At 41.3% G+C, this 20,536-nt stretch carries 9 protein-coding genes, 2 pseudogenes and 2 riboswitches; of the genes and pseudogenes, 10 read left to right on the plus strand and 1 reads right to left on the minus strand.

The features are described from left to right. Window positions 1–9 precede the first annotated feature (9 nt). From essC to essA, 3 genes are read left to right on the plus strand one after another with little or no spacing between them, the layout of a single operon-like run. The gene (essC, locus tag N9I19_RS14490; RefSeq protein ID WP_317778186.1) at window positions 10–4,491 is read left to right on the plus strand and encodes a type VII secretion protein EssC; all 4,482 of its coding nucleotides are present in this window, start codon (window positions 10–12) and stop codon (window positions 4,489–4,491) included. Further along, window positions 4,484–7,411, plus strand: a complete 2,928-nt coding sequence (gene esaA, locus N9I19_RS14495) for a type VII secretion protein EsaA (RefSeq protein WP_317778187.1) — start codon at window positions 4,484–4,486, stop codon at window positions 7,409–7,411. Before essC ends, esaA begins: the two co-directional genes overlap by 8 nt. Continuing rightward, entirely contained in the window at window positions 7,398–7,880 is a 483-nt protein-coding gene (gene essA, locus N9I19_RS14500) for a type VII secretion protein EssA (protein ID WP_289319123.1), read from the plus strand. The genes esaA and essA overlap by 14 nt, the downstream gene beginning before the upstream one ends. Window positions 7,881–8,122: 242 nt before the next feature. Here essA and N9I19_RS14505 read toward each other — a convergent pair. Then, window positions 8,123–8,467: pseudogene (locus tag N9I19_RS14505) on the minus strand (ABC transporter substrate-binding protein); the annotation flags it as partial. A 453-nt stretch (window positions 8,468–8,920) separates the two neighbouring features. On the opposite strand from N9I19_RS14505, the pseudogene N9I19_RS14510 reads away from it, so the two are divergent. From N9I19_RS14510 to ptsG, 7 genes and pseudogenes are all read left to right on the plus strand, one after another. Beyond that, window positions 8,921–9,873: pseudogene (locus N9I19_RS14510) on the plus strand (AAA family ATPase). Continuing rightward, on the plus strand, window positions 9,873–11,066 hold the full coding sequence (locus N9I19_RS14515) for a DUF58 domain-containing protein (protein ID WP_317778188.1): 1,194 nt from the start codon (window positions 9,873–9,875) through the stop codon (window positions 11,064–11,066). Before N9I19_RS14510 ends, N9I19_RS14515 begins: the two are co-directional and overlap by 1 nt. Next, window positions 11,063–13,258, plus strand: coding sequence for a DUF4129 domain-containing transglutaminase family protein (locus tag N9I19_RS14520; protein WP_317778189.1), 2,196 nt, complete (start codon window positions 11,063–11,065; stop codon window positions 13,256–13,258). The genes N9I19_RS14515 and N9I19_RS14520 overlap by 4 nt, the downstream gene beginning before the upstream one ends. 36 nt (window positions 13,259–13,294) lie before the next feature. Then, window positions 13,295–13,396, plus strand: a riboswitch (purine riboswitch). A 142-nt stretch (window positions 13,397–13,538) separates the two neighbouring features. Further along, entirely contained in the window at window positions 13,539–15,095 is a 1,557-nt protein-coding gene (gene guaA / locus N9I19_RS14525; protein WP_061461258.1) for a glutamine-hydrolyzing GMP synthase, read from the plus strand. A 225-nt stretch (window positions 15,096–15,320) separates the two neighbouring features. Beyond that, a riboswitch (purine riboswitch) is annotated at window positions 15,321–15,422 on the plus strand. Window positions 15,423–15,529: 107 nt separating this feature from the next. After that, a complete protein-coding gene (locus N9I19_RS14530) occupies window positions 15,530–16,861 on the plus strand; it encodes an NCS2 family permease (protein WP_284468952.1) in 1,332 nt (443 codons plus the stop codon). Window positions 16,862–17,014: 153 nt separating this feature from the next. Next, on the plus strand, window positions 17,015–17,857 hold the full coding sequence (gene glcT / locus N9I19_RS14535) for a glucose PTS transporter transcription antiterminator GlcT (RefSeq protein WP_284468951.1): 843 nt from the start codon (window positions 17,015–17,017) through the stop codon (window positions 17,855–17,857). 214 nt (window positions 17,858–18,071) lie between these two features. Beyond that, on the plus strand, window positions 18,072–20,141 hold the full coding sequence (gene ptsG / locus N9I19_RS14540; protein WP_284468950.1) for a glucose-specific PTS transporter subunit IIBC: 2,070 nt from the start codon (window positions 18,072–18,074) through the stop codon (window positions 20,139–20,141). Window positions 20,142–20,536 lie beyond the last annotated feature (395 nt).

A 20,536-nucleotide genomic window follows, 5' to 3' on the forward strand; every position in this document is an offset into this window, starting at 1 on the left:
TGAGATTTAATGAGTTTATTATGGATTTATTCTAAGGGGACCTACCAGTCCTATAAGATCAAGGATAATCATAACGGTCCATTTACGATAGGGCCATCAAAACAGGATACGATCACCGTCTATTCCCTTCCCTTTGAACATGGATCCATCAAGCTGAGAAAGCATGATGGGCTTAATGAATATGAGGTGTTTAGGGAGGGGAAGAAGCTTGGCGATGTAAAACCATTCCAAAGCTTCACCTTTCATGAAGGAGAAGAAACGGTCGAGATTTTTTATACGGCAGGGGAATTGGAAGAAAGCCTCTATTATATTGGCAACTTGAAAGAAATCACTATATCGGCCAAGGAGGGAGCGACCTTCCGTAAAGAAGGACCCGTTCCCGGCAATGGCTTTTCCTTTGTTCTTCATAAAGGGCAGTGGCTTCTCATACCTAAAGAAAAAAGTAGGATTTTCCTGAATGGTGAAAAGGTAACGAAGGCTGCTCCCGTTCAAAATGGTGATCTGATTTGCTGGCCAAACATGTTGCTTAGGTTGATTGAAGGCGACTTATTGATGATTCATAGTGCGGAGAGTTATGAAACAACTTTATCTAAAATGAAGAAGCCAATCTCTGAAATGAAGAAAAGCTATCCACAATATCGCCGGACACCAAGGATGATCTACGAATTGCCGGATGAGAAAGTGACGATATCATTTCCAAGCCAAGAATCGGAAGATAATAATAGAGGGTTATGGTTAATCCTGATGCCGCCGTTAATGATGCTTATTGTCATGGGGGTCATCACGATCGTTCAGCCTCGGGGCATTTTCATCATCATATCGATTGTGATGTTCACAACGACTTTAGTAACCTCGACGGTTCAATACTTTAAAGACAAAAAGAAGCAAAAATTCAGAGATGAGAAACGTCAACGTGTGTATACCAGGTATCTAGACCAGAAGAGGGAAGAACTGCAAGAGCTGTCTGAAAAGCAAAAGAAAGTGCTGTTCTATCATTACCCTTCTTTTGAAAGGATGAAGCATCTAACTGATAGTATTAGCGACCGTATTTGGGAGAGAACGTTGGAGAGTGAAGACGCTCTCCACTTTAAGATCGGAACGGCGACCGTACCCTCAAGTTATGAGGTTTCGGCAAATAGTAACGATATGTCCAATCGGGATATAGATGATTTACTTGAGCAGTCGCAGGAACTAGTGGATGTATACAAAAACCTGGATAATCTTCCGTTATCCATCGATTTATCAAGCGGATCGATGGGCCTTGTCGGAAAGGAATCGATTGTTAAACGCGAACTGCAACAATTGATTGGACAGCTGTCCTTTTTTCATAGTTATCATGATGTTCGTTTTGTGGCCATTTTTCCTGAAAAGGATTACCAAGAATGGGAATGGATGAAATGGCTCCCTCATTTTCAACTGCCACATGCCTATGCAAAAGGCTTTATATACAATGAGCAATCACGCGATCAGCTGCTGACTTCGATTTATCAGCTATTGAGGGAAAGAGATATGGATGAGAACAAAGGGAATGCGAGATTCACTCCCCATTTTGTCTTTATTGTCACGGATCGTAATTTAATTGCAGAGCATGTCATATTGGAATATTTAGAAGGTAAAACAGACGATTTAGGTATCTCGACGATTTTTGCTGCGGATGCAAAAGAGAGTTTGACGGAAAATGTCCATACACTTGTGAAGTATATAAATGATCGCGAAGGTGAGATTCTCATCCAGCAAACGAAGGCTGTTCATACTCCTTTTACACTTGATGCACATACATCAGAAGGAAATGAGCGATATGCACGTACGCTGCGTTCACTAGATCATCAAAAGGGCATGAGCAATTCAATACCAGAAACGGTTTCATTTCTGGAATTATTGAAAGTTCGTGAAGTGGAAGATCTGCCCATTAGCCAAAACTGGCGGACCAATCAGTCTTCCAAATCCTTGGCAGTTCCCATAGGATTGAAAGGGAAAACGGATAGGGTTGAATTGAACTTGCATGAAAAGGCGCATGGCCCCCATGGATTGGTTGCTGGAACGACAGGGTCGGGGAAGAGTGAATTGCTGCAAACTTACATCCTATCATTAGCCGTTCATTATCATCCACATGAAGTTGCCTTTTTGCTCATTGATTATAAAGGCGGGGGAATGGCACAGCCATTCAGGCAGATTCCGCATCTGCTCGGAGTCATTACGAATATTGAGGGAAGCAAGAACTTCAGTGCCAGGGCACTAGCCTCCATCAATAGCGAATTGAAGAAACGCCAGCGCTTGTTCGATCGATACGAAGTTAATCATATCAACGATTACACGGACTTATACAAAGAAGGCAAAGCGGATGAACCGTTACCGCGTTTATTTTTGATATCAGATGAGTTTGCGGAACTTAAAAACGAAGAACCTGATTTCATCCGCGAATTAGTGAGTACGGCAAGAATTGGACGGAGCTTGGGTGTTCATTTAATTCTTGCCACACAAAAGCCAGGCGGTGTTATTGATAACCAGATTTGGAGCAATGCCCGTTTTAAAATTTCTTTAAAAGTGCAGGATGCCAATGATAGTAAGGAAATTCTTAAAAATAGTGATGCCGCAAATATTACTGTCACCGGTCGGGGATATTTGCAGGTAGGAAATAATGAGGTGTATGAACTGTTTCAGTCAGCTTGGAGCGGTGCACCATATTTAGAGGATACGGTTGGATCTGAGGATGAAGTGGCATTCGTCACAGACCTTGGTCTTGTCCAAATCTCAAATGTATCGGAACAAATTACTAATAAGAGGAAAGAAAAGATAAGTGAAATTGAAGCCGTTGCGGATCATATTGTGAAGACGCAGGAAGAAATGAAGATTAAGAAGTTGGCAAGCCCATGGCTTCAGCCTCTTCAAGACCGTCTATCGAGAAATGCTGAGACAAGCCTGGCGATGTATCAATTCCATCTAGGAATGAAGGATGAGCCCGAATTGCAGAGCCAGACAAATTATATCTATAACTGGATTGAGGATGGGAATGTTGGGATTTTTGGTTCTTCCGGATACGGCAAGTCAACCACCGTTTTGACCCTTCTCTTTAGTTTTGCAGATCAATTCACTCCTGAAGAACTGCATTATTACATTTTCGATTTCGGGAATAGCGCTTTACTGCCATTGCGCCAGCTGCCTCACACAGGGGATTACTTTCGATTCGATGAGTTAAGGAAAATTGAAAAATTCATGTTGTTCATGAAAGCGCAAATGGAAAGGCGTAAGCAGCTTTTTTCAGAAAGGGAGCTTAGTAACATAAAGCTTTATAACGCATTAGTGGAGGATAAATTGCCGATCATTTTTATTGTGGTCGACAATTTCGATTTAGTGAAGGATGAAATGCAGGACCAGGAAGCACAGCTCATTCAGTTTGCACGTGATGGGCAATCACTTGGAATTTTCATGATTTTAACGGCAACGAGAATCAATGCGATTCGCCAGCCGTTAATGAATAGTCTTAAGACGAAGGTCGTCCATTACTTAATGGACAGTTCGGAACAATATTCTGTTCTGGGGAGGACCCTCTATGAAAATGAACCTGTTCCGGGAAGGGCGTTGGTGAAGAAGGACCAAACCTATCTCACGCAGGTTTATTTACCAGCCGGTGGAGCGGATGATATAGCCGTTTTGGAAGAAATGAAACAGGCCGTGGCAGATCATAAGGTTAAATATAAGGAAATGGCCAAACCGCCGGCGATTCCGATGTTACCGGCACGTCTTGATTCCAGCAGCTTCAAGAGTTACTGCTCACAAGCCATTAAGAAGGATTCAATTCCAATCGGGCTGTCAGAGGAGAGCGTTACGCCTGTTTCCGTGGAGTTGAATTCCAATCCATTCTTGCTTGTCGTGGGGCAGTCACGTAAAGGGAAAACGAATGTCCTTAAAGTGCTATTGGAATCGTTGCTTACACAGACAATTGGAGAAATTGGTTTGTTTGACGGAGTCGATCGTGGACTATCTTCATATGCTTTATTTGAGACTGTACGTTATGTGGAAACGAAAGATCAGATATCCGAATGGCTCGATCATATCACTGAAATCTTTGAAGATCGTGAACGACAATATCTAGCGGCATTGGAAATGAAACCGATGAAGCAGCTGGAATTCCCATCCATCATATTTGTCATAGATAGCCTTTCAAGGATTCAACAAACGATCGACGGCAGGATTCAGGATAGGATCAGTGGCCTGATGAAACAGTACAGCCATTTAGGATTTAGTCTGATCGTCGCTGGAAATGCTAACGACTTCACCAAGGGATATGATTCGTTGACAACTGAATTGAAACAAGTCAGACAGGCTGTTTTGCTTCTTAAAAAATCAGACCAAAGCTTGTATACGCTCTCCTATTCGAGAAAAGAAGAAGAAATTCAGCCTGGTTACGGATATTTTGTACTAAACGGTCAGGAAAGTAAAATCCAAATTCCTCTAAGTGAATATAGAAGGAGAGTGCAAGAGAGTGTCTGAAAAATTAAAACCGATGTTATTAATCGGTAAAATACTGGTGATCTTAGCGCTGCCCATCCTGTTTTTTTCTTATATTGGCCAAAATCCAATGAAAAAGACAGAAACGGCTTCTCGTGAAATCGCGATTGTCAATGAAGATAATGGCACTGAATTTAACAACAATCCCATATACGTGGGTTCAGAGCTAGTTACTACCTTGGACAAGGATTCTGAATATGAGTGGACTGTGGTTAACAGAAGTACGGCGGAAAGTGGACTTGAAAATGAAAAGTATGATGCAGTTATATATTTCCCATCCGATTTTTCAGAGAATATTTATACGTTCGATGATGAGCAGCCTGTTAAGGCGGGAATTAAGTACAAGGTACAAACAAGTTTGAATGCAGAGAACATGGAGAAGGTACAAAAGGAATTAGAAAAGACAAAGAATAAAATGAATAAGCATATTTCAACACAGTATTGGAGCTATGTTTCCCAATCGGTCGAGGACATCCGTAAGAAGTTCGATAATGTCCTTGCTAAAGAAATCGCTTTTCAAAACACGATGTATGAGTTTTATACTCCAAGCTCGGAAAGCCTTGCTGGGGAAATCAAACAGCATAAGGAAATGCTTGAAGGAGTCTTTGCCCAAACGAAGGATGCTGGCAAAACGAGTAATGAAACAATGGATGAAATAGGGGACACCAAGACTCAAATGGCTTCCTTTGTAGAAGATGTAGTTTCTTTTGAGGAATATCAAAAAGCTCAAAGTATCCTTTTTGAGAAGACTTCGGCTCAAAATCAGCAACTTGTCAACGAGAGTGTTCAATCATATGGCAAGGTGCTGAATGAGGGGAACCAGTCGATACCGGAGATTCAGCAAGGGATGAATACGAAATACAGCCTTAATGATCAAGGCATTAGTGAGAATGTTGGAATCATGCAGCAGAAGCTCGATTCCAGCAGTAATGAATTGGAACAATTTTCAACAAGCATGAAAGACAAGCAAGTAGAACAAATTACGAAAATCACCCAAGATCAACAAAGCTCGATTGATCAATTGAAACAATCGGAAGAGGCGGGTCTTGAAAACCTTCAGTCTACCTTGCTTATGCAAAGAGGAAATCTTGCAAGCGGCTCTGGTGATGGGGGAATTATTGGTGAAGGAACGACATCTATAGAAGATATTGAAACGGAAACGGGTAAAGGTGAATCGGAGGCTGCTCCTTCAAAGAAGGACCCGATTGATGAACTGTCGCTAAAGGGACTGCTGGATCAAATAAATGGCATCAACACAGCACTTGAAAGTTTGGTGCCGGCAGAGGGGAGTGAAGGAACTGCTGAACAAATCAATATTCTTACAGCAGAACTCCAAACTGAAATCAATAATCTTAGCGGAACGGTAAACGGCAGAACGGGAAATTATAATGAAGTGATAACGGAATTTAATACACTGGTAGATTCATATAATGATCTGCTTGCACAGTTTACGCAATTACAGACTGATTATAATGAGCTTGGCACGAATTATAAGGATTTAGGTGATCAGTGGAAAAAGTCACAGGAAGATATTCAAAAATTACAGGATATCCAGAGTATGACAATTGACGAGACCATCACAGAGATCAAGAATCTCGAACAGGCACTCCTTGAAAAAGTGGGGGGAGAAAGGCGGGCAATGTTGGTGAAGGCCTTTGAAAAACCTATCACTAACCGGGATTCAACTACCCTCCTTGCCTATTATGGTTCACTCTCATCTTATGGAGAATTGGCTGAAAGAGTCACGGAAGCAAATGTAGAAAAGGTTTTTGCAGCCAATATAAAAGAATTGGAAAACTTGAAAAATGGGGTTTCCGGAAATGTAGATGAAGAAGCAAAACTCGTCAAAGCGAGTTTAGCGGGAGTCAATGAGAACTTCGGGATGTTCTCAGATTCGATTATGGATTATATGAAAGAATATGATGCTAACGTTGAAACGGGGCAGAAAGCCACTTTAGCCGAATTAGCGGCAATTACGGGGAAGGCTCAAGAAGTGTCTGCCAATTTGTCAGATCATATGGAAGTTCCTGAAATGGAGGACGAACCTCCAGTGAACCTTGATGGTGAAATGTTTGTCTCACTTCAAGACAATACGGCAACAACTGTCGGCTTCATTTCCGACCTTGTCAATTCTGTAGCGGAACGACAGGACACGGTCACGAAGGATACAGCGGACCTGCAAGCGAAAGTGGGGTCCGTACAGGAAAGGGCCGATCAGCTTAATGATAATTGGTCCCAAAATGTAGACTCAACCGAAAGAATCAAGACGGACGTATATAGTGTCTTGAACAACACTCTAGTCGATGATCAGCAGAACGGGTATGTGTATGAATATTTGGCGAATCCCGTTCAAATCAGCGGGGAAGTCCTTCATCAGGAAAAGGTCAATATCCCGCCAATTGTCATGTTGGTGATCATACTCATTTCTGGGTTATTGATCGGTTTCTTCCTGCATCATTATGAAACCATGCCAATGATGGTCCATGCGGCCTTGTTTACCTTATTGAATCTGAGCGTAGGTTTAATAATCAGCATATATGGTTTAAAGATTTATCCACTGGGAGATATGCAGGAGATTAAATGGACCGTTTTCACTGTCCTGCTTTTATTCTTCTGTTCAGCGTTTACCCGGCTTGCCTTCTCAATTGGTCCGTTTGTCGGTTCTATCCTTGTGATTGGTTTGATCAGTTTCTTTACCATTCCATTATTGGATTTAATCATGCCTAATTTCAATGTCGACCACCCGGTTGCAGACGTATACATGTCCATTCAATTTGGTAATCAGTCGGCATTCATTCCGGCTATTATCATTTTGATTGTACTGACGCTTATTGGAACGGTCATTCCATATATAGTGAAGCGTCTTATAGAAAGAAGAGAAATGGCCCATGAAGTGGATTAAATACGTAATGGCAGTCTTATTCTTCATGTTCTTTAGCCATACACCGCATGGCGGTGCAGAAGAGGAACCCATGGTGGAGCCCAATGAATATCAAGAAAATGATATTGATATTCAAACGGAATATTTCCATGAGGAAGGATTGTTGGAACAGAAGCGGAGATTGCCTGAAGAACAAAAGGACCTTACTTTTGAAAGAGGGAAATATGATGTCATGGACTCGGTGAAGGATTCACTGTTTCTTTCTCCGGTAACGAAGAATCAAAATAATACCATCGCTTCAAAATCAGAACAGCTTGGATTATTCTCGGAAGTCAGCATTCGAACGAGAAGCGAAGAAGAAACAGAGCCTTCCCTTAATTTTGACCTGACGATATTGCTCGGCATCGTTTTGGCACTATCTGTTGTTTGTTTGTTTTTTATCCTTATCCCGAAAATGGGGAAGCTTAATGGAGAGGTTAAACGAAAATGAAAACAGCCCGAGTCCTGACTAATGTCAGGACTCGGGCTGTTTTTGCTACATATCCGTAATGGTTTTAATAAGCCCTAAAAGAAGGGCGGCTGCGAAGATCAAAATGAAGAATTTTTTATACATGTTCATCAGTTCCTCTTATATCTTATGAGTGGATTGCATTTATTTTAGCATAAACAAGAAAGAAAGGAAGTTGGTGCATTTTTAATTCCTTAAGATAAATAGATCATGTGATCGTAGATTTATTGCCTAATGACCGGAGTATCCTTTCTTTCTGAGTTATTTGACCAGGTCGGGATAAGCGGTTTTTGCTGCGGGTTCAGCAGCTTCCCCGATCCTTGGTCCAGGACGTGATATGATATTTCATCAAGTAAATGGGTGTCATCATTTTTTTCGGCATCGATATTTTCCCAGCCTGTACACGATTTAATTTCATCAACAGCATCTTCTGCAAACGTGGCAGTGGTAATGATGGATTTATGGTTCCTCTTGACGATTTCTTCATCGGATACTTTAACCCAGCCTTTTTGGTCAGCAAAGATGTTTTTAATGCCAGCAGTGTCCAAGATTTCTTGTTGGAAGGTTTCCCTCCTGTTGTATGGATTTCCGGAGCAGGACTAATTTCAAATTATGTTTGTTCCTAACGCCCATGACTTTTGCGATCTGCCCGATATCTCCATACACTTCATCTAGTTGGGTGAATGACCTCCGTATCGCTTTTTGCAGCAAAACAAAAATCCGACCAAGAGGTTTGGCCGGCATCGGGCATCTATGTATCTTTAGTAGAAAAAATTGCGGAAACAGCTTCGGTTTTAAACCGAATTCCCTAATAAGCTGACAAGGCAGCACCTATTAGCAACAGTTTGCCAAACCTTATTCATTAAGCGGTATTAATATATTTAGAGAAATTCGTTTATGGATTACTGAATATCTAGTAAACTTACAATGTAAGGTTTAATTGGATCTTAATGTAAACAGCGTGTTGGCATTGATATAGAAAAGATATGAAATGGTGATAGGGAAATCTCAGGAGGTAGAGAATGAGTTATAAGCAGGTCAATCAGAAACTTGAAATGGTTCTGGGTAATATCGAAAAGGTGATTGTCGGAAAACGGGATATAGCAGAATTAAGCATCGTGGCACTTCTTTCCGGTGGACATGTCTTATTGGAGGATGTTCCGGGTGTGGGAAAGACAGTCATGGTAAGGGCACTGGCAAAATCAATTGGTGCAAGCTTTAAGCGTATACAATTCACGCCTGATTTACTGCCTTCTGATGTAACGGGTGTTTCAATCTTTAATCCTAAGGAACAAGAATTCATTTTTAGGCCAGGACCGATAATGGGCCATATTATTTTAGCCGATGAAATTAACCGGACCTCGCCTAAAACGCAGTCTGCCTTGCTTGAAGCCATGGAAGAGGCAAGTGTGACGATTGATGGTATCACAAGAGGATTGGATAAGCCCTTTTTCGTAATGGCGACACAAAATCCCATTGAGTACGAGGGAACATATCCGCTTCCAGAGGCCCAATTGGATTCCTATTAAAAATGAACATTGGCTATCCAGGTGTGGAAGAAGAGATAGAGGTACTTCATAGGGCTCAATATATGGCACCTCTTGAAGAGCTGGAATCCGTCATCACCATAGATGAATTGATATCATTACAGGCAGAGGTAAAAGCGGTGATAGTGGATGATACAATAAAACGTTATATTGTTGAATTGGCGAATCAAACCCGTACGCATGAAGGGGTTTATTTAGGGGTAAGCCCGCGTGGATCGATAGCGTTGATGAAGGCAGCCCAAGCATACGCTTTGATCCAGGGCAGGGACTATGTTCTACCGGATGATGTTCAATATTTAGTTCCATTCGTATTCTCCCACCGGCTTATTTTGAAACCTGAAGCGAATTATGATGGATTCGATGCCGGGATGGTGATACATGAAATTGTCGCGATGACTCAAGTGCCTGTAAAGCGGGTTGTGACTTAATGGGTAAATTCATCAGCATTTCAAGGGGAAATATGAGTGTGATCGGACTGGTATCACTCATGGCCGTTACCTTTTGCTTTGCAATGTTTCAAGGTGGTTTTGTCAGTTGGTTTATTTTTTATTCGTTTTTGCCATTTTCTACTTACGCTGCGATTCTGCTGTTTTATCCGCTGCATGCCTTTACCGTTGAGAGAAAGAGCAATAAACGGGAATGCTATCCAGGCGATTCTGTTGAAATAGTCTTGACATTTACCCGTAAAAACCTAATGCCCCTATTATTTATGTTGGTAGAGGAGGAATTGCCTCAGAGGATGGAAGATAGCGGATTCCAAAGGAAAATAATGATCTTTCCGGGGTTCAAGCGTACCTTCAGTATGTCATATACATTGGAAAACTTGCCACGCGGAGAACATTCGTTTCAATCGATCCGCTTCAGGATAGGGGATTTTTTCGGGCTCTTTGAAAAGGAGGCGATATATAGCTCACCTTTGAAAATAACTGTTTTCCCTCCATATCATGAGCTTGCCTACAATGATCTTGATCGAGTGTTCAATCAGGGGGCGGTGGGTTCAACAAAGAAAACACAACGGGAACATTCAGTGGTCTCCGGGGTAAGGAAGTATCAGCCAGGCGATCAGTTGTCATGGATTAACTGGAAGGCGACGGCTAGAACGAGTGAAATCATGACGAAGGAATTCGAAGTGCAGAAAAACCGGGATTTATTCATCATGCTTGATAATAAGCCTTCGGATTTATTTGAAGAATCCATTGTAATGACGGCTTCCATTGCACATGCCATGTTAAAAAAAGGCATGGAAATCGGGTATGCAAGTATGGGATCGAGGGTAATCATACCGACAGGAGCAGGCAATAACCATAGACGAAAGATTTTTTACCGACTTGCTAAAGAAGAACCAAGTGAGGTAAACGCATTGGACGAAAAGATATGGAAGGGGATCCTTCCGGCAAACGCTGCTGTGATATTCATTGTTGCAGACTTAACCTTAGAAAAGGTGGACATGTTGAGTGCTTCCCTTGCTAATAATGGATTGATGTTATGTGTGAAGAAACCGGCAGATCTTACTGATGAGGAAAAAGTGTCAAGATCTACAGCAGTCTCGAGGGGGATAAAGGTTAGCTTTTTTGAACATGGCCAACTAAAGGTTGATTTTTCAGAGGTGATGGCGGAATGAAAGTCACTACCGAAAAGTTGGAAAGGTTCATGCATGTCCTCCTATATATATTTGGTCTGTTGTTGATCACTGAGTGGTTAAGGCCTGTCGATAAACTCACAGATACAGGGAATATCATCATTTTTGTTCTATTTTTGATTTTTTCCTTACTGCTGCACTATTTCCGCGTGCATTGGTCAATCCGGTTTATTCTCATTAGTGCTTATATAATGATTTCTTTACAGTTCCTTCATTCGAAAACCGCTTTATTTCAATTATCATGGTTGAAAGGATTTCTAGTGGATTTTTCGGGAAACCTAGGGTATATATACGATGGGAATTGGGAATTGATAACAAATCCATTTCGGACGTTTCTGTTTTTTACCCTTCTTTGGCTTGTATCGTATTTGATCCATTACTGGGTGATGGTGAGGCAAAGCATCTTTTTCTTTTTTATGTTAACGGTGATTTTCATTTCTGTACTAGATACATTCACTCCCTATGTGGGGGATAAGGCAATGATAAGAATCATCAGCATCGGGTTCTTGATGCTCGGTTTGTTGTCCCTGCTGCGTCTAGCGATACAGGAGATGATTAGGTTTCCGATGGTTTCCATAAATAAATGGATCTTGATGCTGACCGGAATGATATCGGTAAGTGTCCTTGTTGGTTTCGGTGCCCCAAAACTCTCTCCGCAGTGGCCGGACCCAGTGCCTTATATTACTTCTTATTCTGATAAAGCCCTGAAAGAAGACGGTAGTTCGAAGGGGAAAAGTGTCGGATATGATGAAGACGATTCGGATCTTGGCGGTTCGATAGAGCCAGATAGTTCCACCGTTTTTTATAATAATGCACCTGCAGGACATTATTGGAAAGTGGAGAACAAGGATGTTTATACCGGGAAAGGATGGGTTTCCATACTGGAAAAGGACTTTCACTCTTTTTCCAACGGTCAGGATATGGCATCTTTAAATATTTATGACGTTCCTAAAGTGGTTAAAACAGAAGAAATGACAGCAAAACTGTCCATGTCGGAATCATATTCCCATATAATTCATCCGCAGTCCGGGTATTTAAAAAAGATTGAGGCCAAAAGCGGAATCGATTTCAAATATTATCAGGGTATGGACAAGGTCATTTCTGAACGGGAAAATGGCGAAAGACTGGTCATGAAAGAGTATGAGCTGGTCTATGATATGCCGAGTTTTGATATAGCTGAGTTAAGGAAAACCACAGAACCTGACGAATCGATGGATTTGTTAATGGAAAAAAACACACAGCTTCCAGAGGGATTGCCAAACCGGATCTACGAATTGGGATCCCGACTTACAAAAAATGAATCGAATTGGTACGATAAAGCAAAAGCAATAGAGGATTATTTTGACGGACCTGAATTCATTTATTCAAAGGACGATATTCCGTATCCAGAGACAAATCAAGATTATGTCGATCAATTTTTATTCGAGACGCAGATAGGGTATTGTGATAATTATTCAAGTGCAATGGTCGTTTTACTTCGTGCCGCCAATATACCTGCCAGGTGGGTAAAGGGCTATACGGAAGGGGAAAAATCAATCCATGATGGTGAATCTGTTTATAAGGTGACCAATAATAATGCACATTCCTGGGCCGAGGTTTATTTTTCAGGGATAGGCTGGGTCCCCTTTGAGCCGACAAAGGGTTTCGATGGGGAAGTTGAATTTTACGATTCGGAATTGAAACAGGAAGAGATCAAGAACTCTGGCCCAACTAAGGAAGGACAAACAAAGAAAGAGATCAGGGAACGCCAGAATACACCCGATAGGGAAACTCAATCATCAGGCAAAATGGGTATTGGGGGCATGGAAGGGCTCTTAAAATGGACTGCCATCACACTGTTAAGTGTAATGATTCTTGCTTCAATAGGTTATTTTTCCAGAAGGAAGTGGATTCCATATCTGCAGATTCTTCATTATAGAAACAAATCAGGTGCTCGTTTTACGACAGCATATTTAATATTACTGAAACAATTAAAGCGAGCAGGTTTAGTTCGACCGGAGGGGCAAACTTTAAGGGAGTATGCCGCCTATGTGGATGTAGTGTACGATACAGATGAGATGAGTGAATTGACGGCTGCATACGAGTTAATGATATATCGTGGAGACGTGGAAGATGGCGAATGGAAACACTTTCAAAAGGGTTGGGAAAGCTTAATGAGAAAAACTAGCTCTTGACCAGGTTTTTATTATATTGATACAATAACAAAAACTAACTTAAACTAATATATCCTTCATATATCCTCGATAATATGGATCGAAAGTTTCTACCGAATCACCGTAAATGATTTGACTATGAAGGCGGATTTTAACAGGAAAGCTGAAAATCTGCCTTCGTCTATACTTTTTGTGTATTTTTGAGGGTGGATTTTTAGTTTTTCTTTTTTTATGATAATATTTTTTATAAGAAAGTATCACTCGATTTTATGAGTGAATTACATTAATAGAGGTGACGTTTGTGCCGGGGAAAACAGAATTGCAAAAGAACCAGGAAATGATCGTAGTACTTGATTTCGGAAGCCAATATAACCAATTGATCACTCGTCGTATCCGTGAATTTGGTGTGTACAGTGAGCTTCATCCTCATACAATTACTGTAGAGGAAATCGAGAAAATGAACCCAACGGGAATAATATTCTCAGGGGGCCCGAATAGTGTTTATGATGCAACTGCATTTGGTTGTGATGAACGCATATTCGAAATGGGCCTACCGATTTTCGGTATTTGTTATGGCATGCAGCTTATGACTAAACATTTTGGCGGAAAAGTGGAACCAGCGAAAAACCGTGAATACGGAAAAGCGGCACTTGCCATCCAAAATGAGTCCAAGTTATTCAGTGATCTGCCGAAAGAACAAATCGTCTGGATGAGCCATGGTGATTTAGTGGTGGAAACGCCTGAAGGTTTCAAGATTGATGGAACGAACCCATCTTGCCCAATTTCGGCCATGAGTGACGAGTCACGTAAATTGTATGCCGTACAATTCCATCCGGAAGTCCGTCATTCAGTTTATGGAAATGACATTTTGAAAAATTTCGTATTCGGCGTTTGTGGTTGCAAAGGTGACTGGTCAATGGAGAACTTCATTGAAGTCGAGATGGAGAAAATCCGTCAAACTGTCGGAAATAAAAAAGTGTTATGCGCATTGAGCGGCGGAGTGGATTCATCCGTTGTTGCTGTTTTGATTCATAAAGCGATTGGCGATCAGTTAACATGTATTTTCGTTGATCATGGGTTACTACGTAAAGGAGAAGCCGAAGGTGTAATGGAAACATTCAGTGAGGGCTTCAATATGAACGTAATCAAGGTCGATGCATCAGAACGTTTCCTATCGAAACTTGCTGGCGTTTCAGATCCGGAACAAAAACGGAAAATCATCGGCAACGAATTCATCTACGTATTCGATGACGAAGCAACGAAGCTCGAAGGCATTGATTTCCTTGCTCAGGGAACACTTTACACAGACATTATTGAAAGTGGTACGGCTACTGCACAAACAATTAAATCGCATCACAACGTTGGCGGTTTGCCGGAAGATATGCAATTTAAATTGATCGAGCCATTGAACACTTTATTCAAGGATGAAGTGCGTGCACTTGGAAGTGAAATGGGCATTCCAGATGAAATCGTTTGGCGTCAACCATTCCCAGGTCCTGGTTTAGGCATTCGTGTATTAGGCGAAATTTCAGATGAAAAACTTGAAATCGTTCGTGAGTCTGACCATATCTTACGTGAAGAAATTAAAAAGAATGGTTTGGAACGTGAAATTTGGCAGTACTTTACAGTGCTTCCTAACATCCGTAGTGTAGGAGTAATGGGCGACGCCCGTACGTACGATTACACAATCGGGATCCGAGCGGTTACATCCATTGACGGAATGACTTCCGATTGGGCGAGAATCCCATGGGATGTACTTGAAATCATCTCGACGAGAATCGTTAATGAAGTAAACCATGTAAATCGCGTCGTGTATGACATTACGTCTAAGCCGCCTGCAACTATCGAGTGGGAATAGAAGATTGATCATCCAATCAGTGAAGGAATTTTCCTTCACTGATTTTTTTTTGGTTAAAATAATATTTGAATATGTAGATTAATTACATTTCCCGTATGTTGGCGAATATATAGCCATAATAAGTAAGGGATATATAGCAAAAAGCGAACATTGCCTAAAATTACATAAAAGATATTCGTTTGGTATATTGACGATTATTTTAGTGATTGGTACACTATACCTATAATAATAAAAAAACATAATTGTCGTATAATATTGGGGATATGGCCCAAAAGTTTCTACCAAGCTGCCGTGAACGGCTTGACTACGATGTGTATGGATTGGCGAGTTATGGATAAACCGCCACTTCTTTACATGACCGCAGTCAAGCCCCGTTCAAAAGTGAATGGGGCATTTTCTGTTGGCTTATGATTTTATGATAGGGGAGACTCATAATGAAAAACTATTTTCGGTTTAATGAGCTGGGAACTAATTATCGCCGTGAAATACTTGGCGGACTAACTACGTTCCTTTCAATGGCATATATCCTGGTTGTTAACCCTGTGATGCTGACTTTACAAAGCATTGAGGACTATCCGGATGAATTGAGAATGGACTACGGAGCGGTTTTTGCCGCTACCGCCTTAGCTGCCGCAATTGGCTCGATATTGATGGGAATTATAGCCAGGTATCCAATCTCGCTTGCCCCGGGCATGGGATTGAATGCTTTCTTCGCTTTTACCGTTGTACTTGGTTTTGGGATTCCTTGGCAGACAGCTTTAACGGGGGTATTGATTTCAGGTATAATCTTCGTTTTGCTTTCCCTATCGGGAATACGTGAGAAAATCATTAATGCAATTCCGGTCGAATTGAAATACGCTGTCGGAGCCGGTATCGGTTTATTCATTACTTTTGTAGGGTTTCAGAATGCTGGAATCATCACGAATGATGACAGTGTACTTGTCGGACTGGGCGACTTGACATCAGGAAATACTTTATTGGCTGTGTTCGGAATTGTCGTAACCGTCATTTTGATGACGAAAGGCGTCAAAAGCGGCGTGTTCATAGGAATGGTCATTACGGCCATTGCAGGAATGATCTTTGGACAAGTTCCGGTGCCGGAGAAAATAATCGGTGCCGTTCCTAGCATAGCGCCAACATTCGGGGTTGCGTTCGATGCCCTCGGAAATCCCGGTGATCTCTTCACTGGTCAAATGTTAATCGTGATATTGACTTTCTTGTTCGTAGCTTTCTTTGATACAGCCGGTACGTTAGTGGCTGTTGCGCAACAAGCTGGACTGATGAAGGATAATGTACTTCCTAGAGTGGGAAAAGGATTACTAGCTGATTCATTATCCATCGTTTCAGGTGCAATTCTTGGTACATCCACCACTACATCATATGTAGAGTCTACATCAGGTGTTGCTGCTGGTGCTCGAAGTGGATTTGCTGCTGTAGTAACAGGTTTACTGTTTGTCCTATCCCTTTTCTTCTTCCCGCTTCTTTCAGTGGTGACATCTGCGGTGACTGCGCCGGCATTGGTTATAGTCGGAGTATTAATGGCATCTTCACTTAAAAACATTGACTGGCAGAAGTTTGAAATTGCGGTTCCAGCCTTCTTTACCGTTATCATGATGCCTATGACATATTCAATTGCGACAGGGATAGCTTGTGGATTCATCTTCTATCCTATCACCATGTCGATGAAAGGAAGGGCTAAAGAAGTTCACCCAATCATGTGGGGACTTGGAGTCGTCTTCCTTCTATATTTCATTTTCTTGAAGTAATAATGCGAGTAAGTTAGAAGAGCCCTGATTTTGGGGCTCTTCTTTCATGTTGTAAGAGAAAGGTCTTATCGTGTATAGTAAAAGGACTAAGTACTAAGTACTTTATCCTGTATGGGGCATTGGGATGACTTTGGGAAAAAATGAGGGAGAAAAATGAATGGTTTTATCGTTGAAAAGGTTTTGAACAATAATGTGGTGATTGCCACGCATCCGTCGTATGGTGAAGTAGTTTCTATTGGAAAGGGCTTAGGCTTTAACCGAAAGAAAGGCGAAGAATTAAGTCCGGAACTTGCGGAAAAAACATTCGTTCTAAAAAATGTTAAGGAACAGGAAAGTTATAAAAAACTTTTACCGCAGATCGATCAAAGTCTTCAAGCTGCCATCATAGAATCCATTCATCTCATTAACGATCGAGTAACTGGAAAACTCAATGAACATATACATGTCGGTTTAACTGATCATTTACTGTTCGCCCTTCAGCGTGTTTCACAAGGAATGACAATCAAAAATCCATTCTTGAAAGAAACGATAACCCTTTATCCGTTTGAACATGATATTGCTGTTGATGTAATCGACTTAATTCAGGATAAGACAGGCATAGGCCTTCCCCAAGGGGAAATCGGTTTTATTACGCTTCATATTCATAGTGCAATAGCAAATAAAGACTTATCGGAAGTCAATCAACACTCACAATTAATCTACCATCTTATCCAAGTCGTTGAGGAACAGCTCAACGTACAAATTAATAAGGAAAGCATTGACTATACACGTTTGGTCCGTCATTTAAGATTCATGATAAACAGGGTGTTGGCTGGGGAAAAAGTAGATGAACCTGAAAAAATTGCATTGCTATTGAAAGAAGAATATCCCTTGTGTTACAATATCTCATGGAAGCTAATAAAAATTATGCAACAGAAATTAGGCGAACCGGTTTGTGATGCGGAAGCTGTCTATCTAACGATGCATATCCAACGATTACAAAAGAAAATAAAATAAAAATACATTAACTTACGTGTTACTGATTCGATCAGGCATAAGTGAGGAGAATGATTGTTATGAAAGAGGGTATTATATACCTGAATTTTCATTTCAATCCTATCTTTGCTTATGCCTTTTTTGTATTAGAACTCTGTTGCGTGGGAAGATGAATTCCATCATTAAATGTAACCGTTTTATTAGCATGGAAAAACAGTAAAGAGGAGGAAAACCTATGTTTAAGAAGTTGTTTGGTGTTTTGCAAAAAATCGGAAAAGCCTTGATGCTTCCAGTAGCCATTTTACCAGCGGCCGGAATATTGCTTGCGTTTGGTAATGCATTGCAAAACGAGACTTTATTGGATATCGCCCCGTTTCTTGCGAGTGGCGGAGTTGAAATGATCGCATCGGTCATGGAGAATGCCGGAAATATTATTTTTGGGAATCTTCCCTTGTTGTTTGCTGTGGGGGTCGCGATTGGGCTAGCTGGTGGAGAGGGTGTTGCCGGGCTGGCGGCGATTATCGGGTTCTTGATTATGAATGTGACGATGGGAACTGTCCTTGGAATTGACGCTGCCGACATTGAGAATAATGGTGCGGTGTACAGCAATGTTCTGGGTATCCCGACGTTGGGAACTGGCGTGTTCGGCGGTATTATTGTCGGTGTCATGGCTGCTGTTATGTATAATAAATTTTATGAAATTGAACTGCCTTCATATTTAGGATTTTTTGCAGGTAAACGTTTTGTACCCATTGTAACAGCTGCAAGCGCAGTTATTCTTGGGTTGTTGATGATTTTGATTTGGCCAACGATTCAATCGGGATTAAATGCATTTTCCGAAAATATGTTAGGTGCTAACCTGACACTGGGAGCTTTCGTGTTCGGGGTTGTGGAACGTGCGTTAATTCCGTTTGGGTTGCATCATATCTTCTATTCGCCATTCTGGTTTGAATTTGGCAGCTATATCCCTCAAGGCGGGGGAACGCCAGTCAGAGGTGACCAGGCCATCTTCATGGCGCAAATTAAAGATGGCGTACAGAATTTAACGGCAGGTACTTTCATGACTGGTAAGTATCCATTCATGATGTTCGGGTTGCCGGCTGCAGCTTTGGCCATTTATCATGAAGCAAGACCGGAACGAAAGAAAATAGTCGGCGGCTTGATGGCTTCGGCGGCACTTACATCTTTCTTGACTGGGATTACTGAGCCACTTGAATTTGCTTTCTTATTTGTTGCACCTGTACTTTTCGGAATCCACTGTCTGTTTGCAGGTCTATCTTTCATGACCATGCATTTACTGAATGTGAAAATCGGGATGACGTTCTCGGGTGGTTTGATCGATTACGTACTGTTTGGTTTAATTAATCCTCAAACCAATGCTTGGATTGTTATCCCGGTTGGTTTAGTCTTTGCACTTATCTATTACTTTGGATTCAGATTTGCAATAAGGAAGTTTAACCTTAAAACTCCTGGTCGTGAAGTGGAAGAGGACGATGAAACGGGGGGATCTGCAAGTACAGCCGGAAGTCTACCTGGGGATATCTTGGATGCTATGGGTGGAAAAGAAAATATTTCTCACTTAGATGCTTGCATTACCCGTCTTCGTGTATCGGTGAATGACATCGGTAACGTTGATAAAAATAGGTTGAAGAAACTTGGAGCTGCTGGAGTGCTGGAAGTTGGCAATAACATCCAAGCGATCTTCGGACCTCGTTCAGAAACGATCAAAGGGCAAATGAAGGATATTATCGATGGAAAAAGGCCTCGTAAAGTAGAAGCGTCTCCTGAAGAGGGCGTGGAAAAACAAATCGAGGATATCGTCCCGAAACCTTTACGGACGGAAGAAGTTTCCGAGCGCTTTATTTCACCTATTAAAGGCGAATTAAAACCGATTACGGAAGTGCCTGATGCAGTCTTTGCTGAAAAAATGATGGGTGATGGGTTTGCTATTTTGCCGGAGGAAGGATTGGTTGTTTCTCCTGTTGATGGTACGATCGTTAACCTATTCCCGACTATGCACGCAATAGGTATCGTTTCCGATGCTGGACGTGAAATCTTAATACATGTCGGGATCGATACAGTTAAGTTGGAAGGCAAAGGCTTCGAAGCACTTGTCGCTCAAGGAGACAAAGTGACAAGCGGACAGCCGTTGCTTAAAGTTGATTTAGAATATGTCAAAAACAATGCAACTTCTATAATTACGCCAATCGTCTTTACCAACCTTTCGGAGGGTGAAAGTGTGAAGATTGAAAAGGCGGGGAATGTAGACAGGGAAGAAGTGGACGTAATTTCTATCGACAAATAAACATTCAAGAACAGGAGGGTGGCTATAATTAGCTGCCCTTCTGTTTTTGTTTATTTATTAGCAGGGCTGGGCATTTGGGATATTAAAATCTTTATGCTTCAAAATAAAATGAAACAGTGTTTATATAGAAGGAGGTGGTAGTTCTTGAAAAAACAAAGAATTTTTAAAGATTTAATTGACTTGTCTACATGCAGGTGCTAATATATTAAATACACCGCTTGAGACAGTGAAGGCAAGCAAGAGAAATTAAAACTTGTTGTTGACATGAAGTTCGAAAGGTGTTACACTAATTAAGTCGCTGAATAAGCGATGGAAAATATTGCTCTTTGAAAACTGAACAAAACAAAGCGCCAACGTTAAATTTTAAGTGAGCACACACTATTAAAAAAGCAAAA

The sequence above is a fragment of the Peribacillus sp. CSMR9 genome, from assembly GCF_033141925.1.
In the GTDB taxonomy this organism is placed as follows: domain Bacteria; phylum Bacillota; class Bacilli; order Bacillales; family DSM-1321; genus Peribacillus; species Peribacillus simplex_A.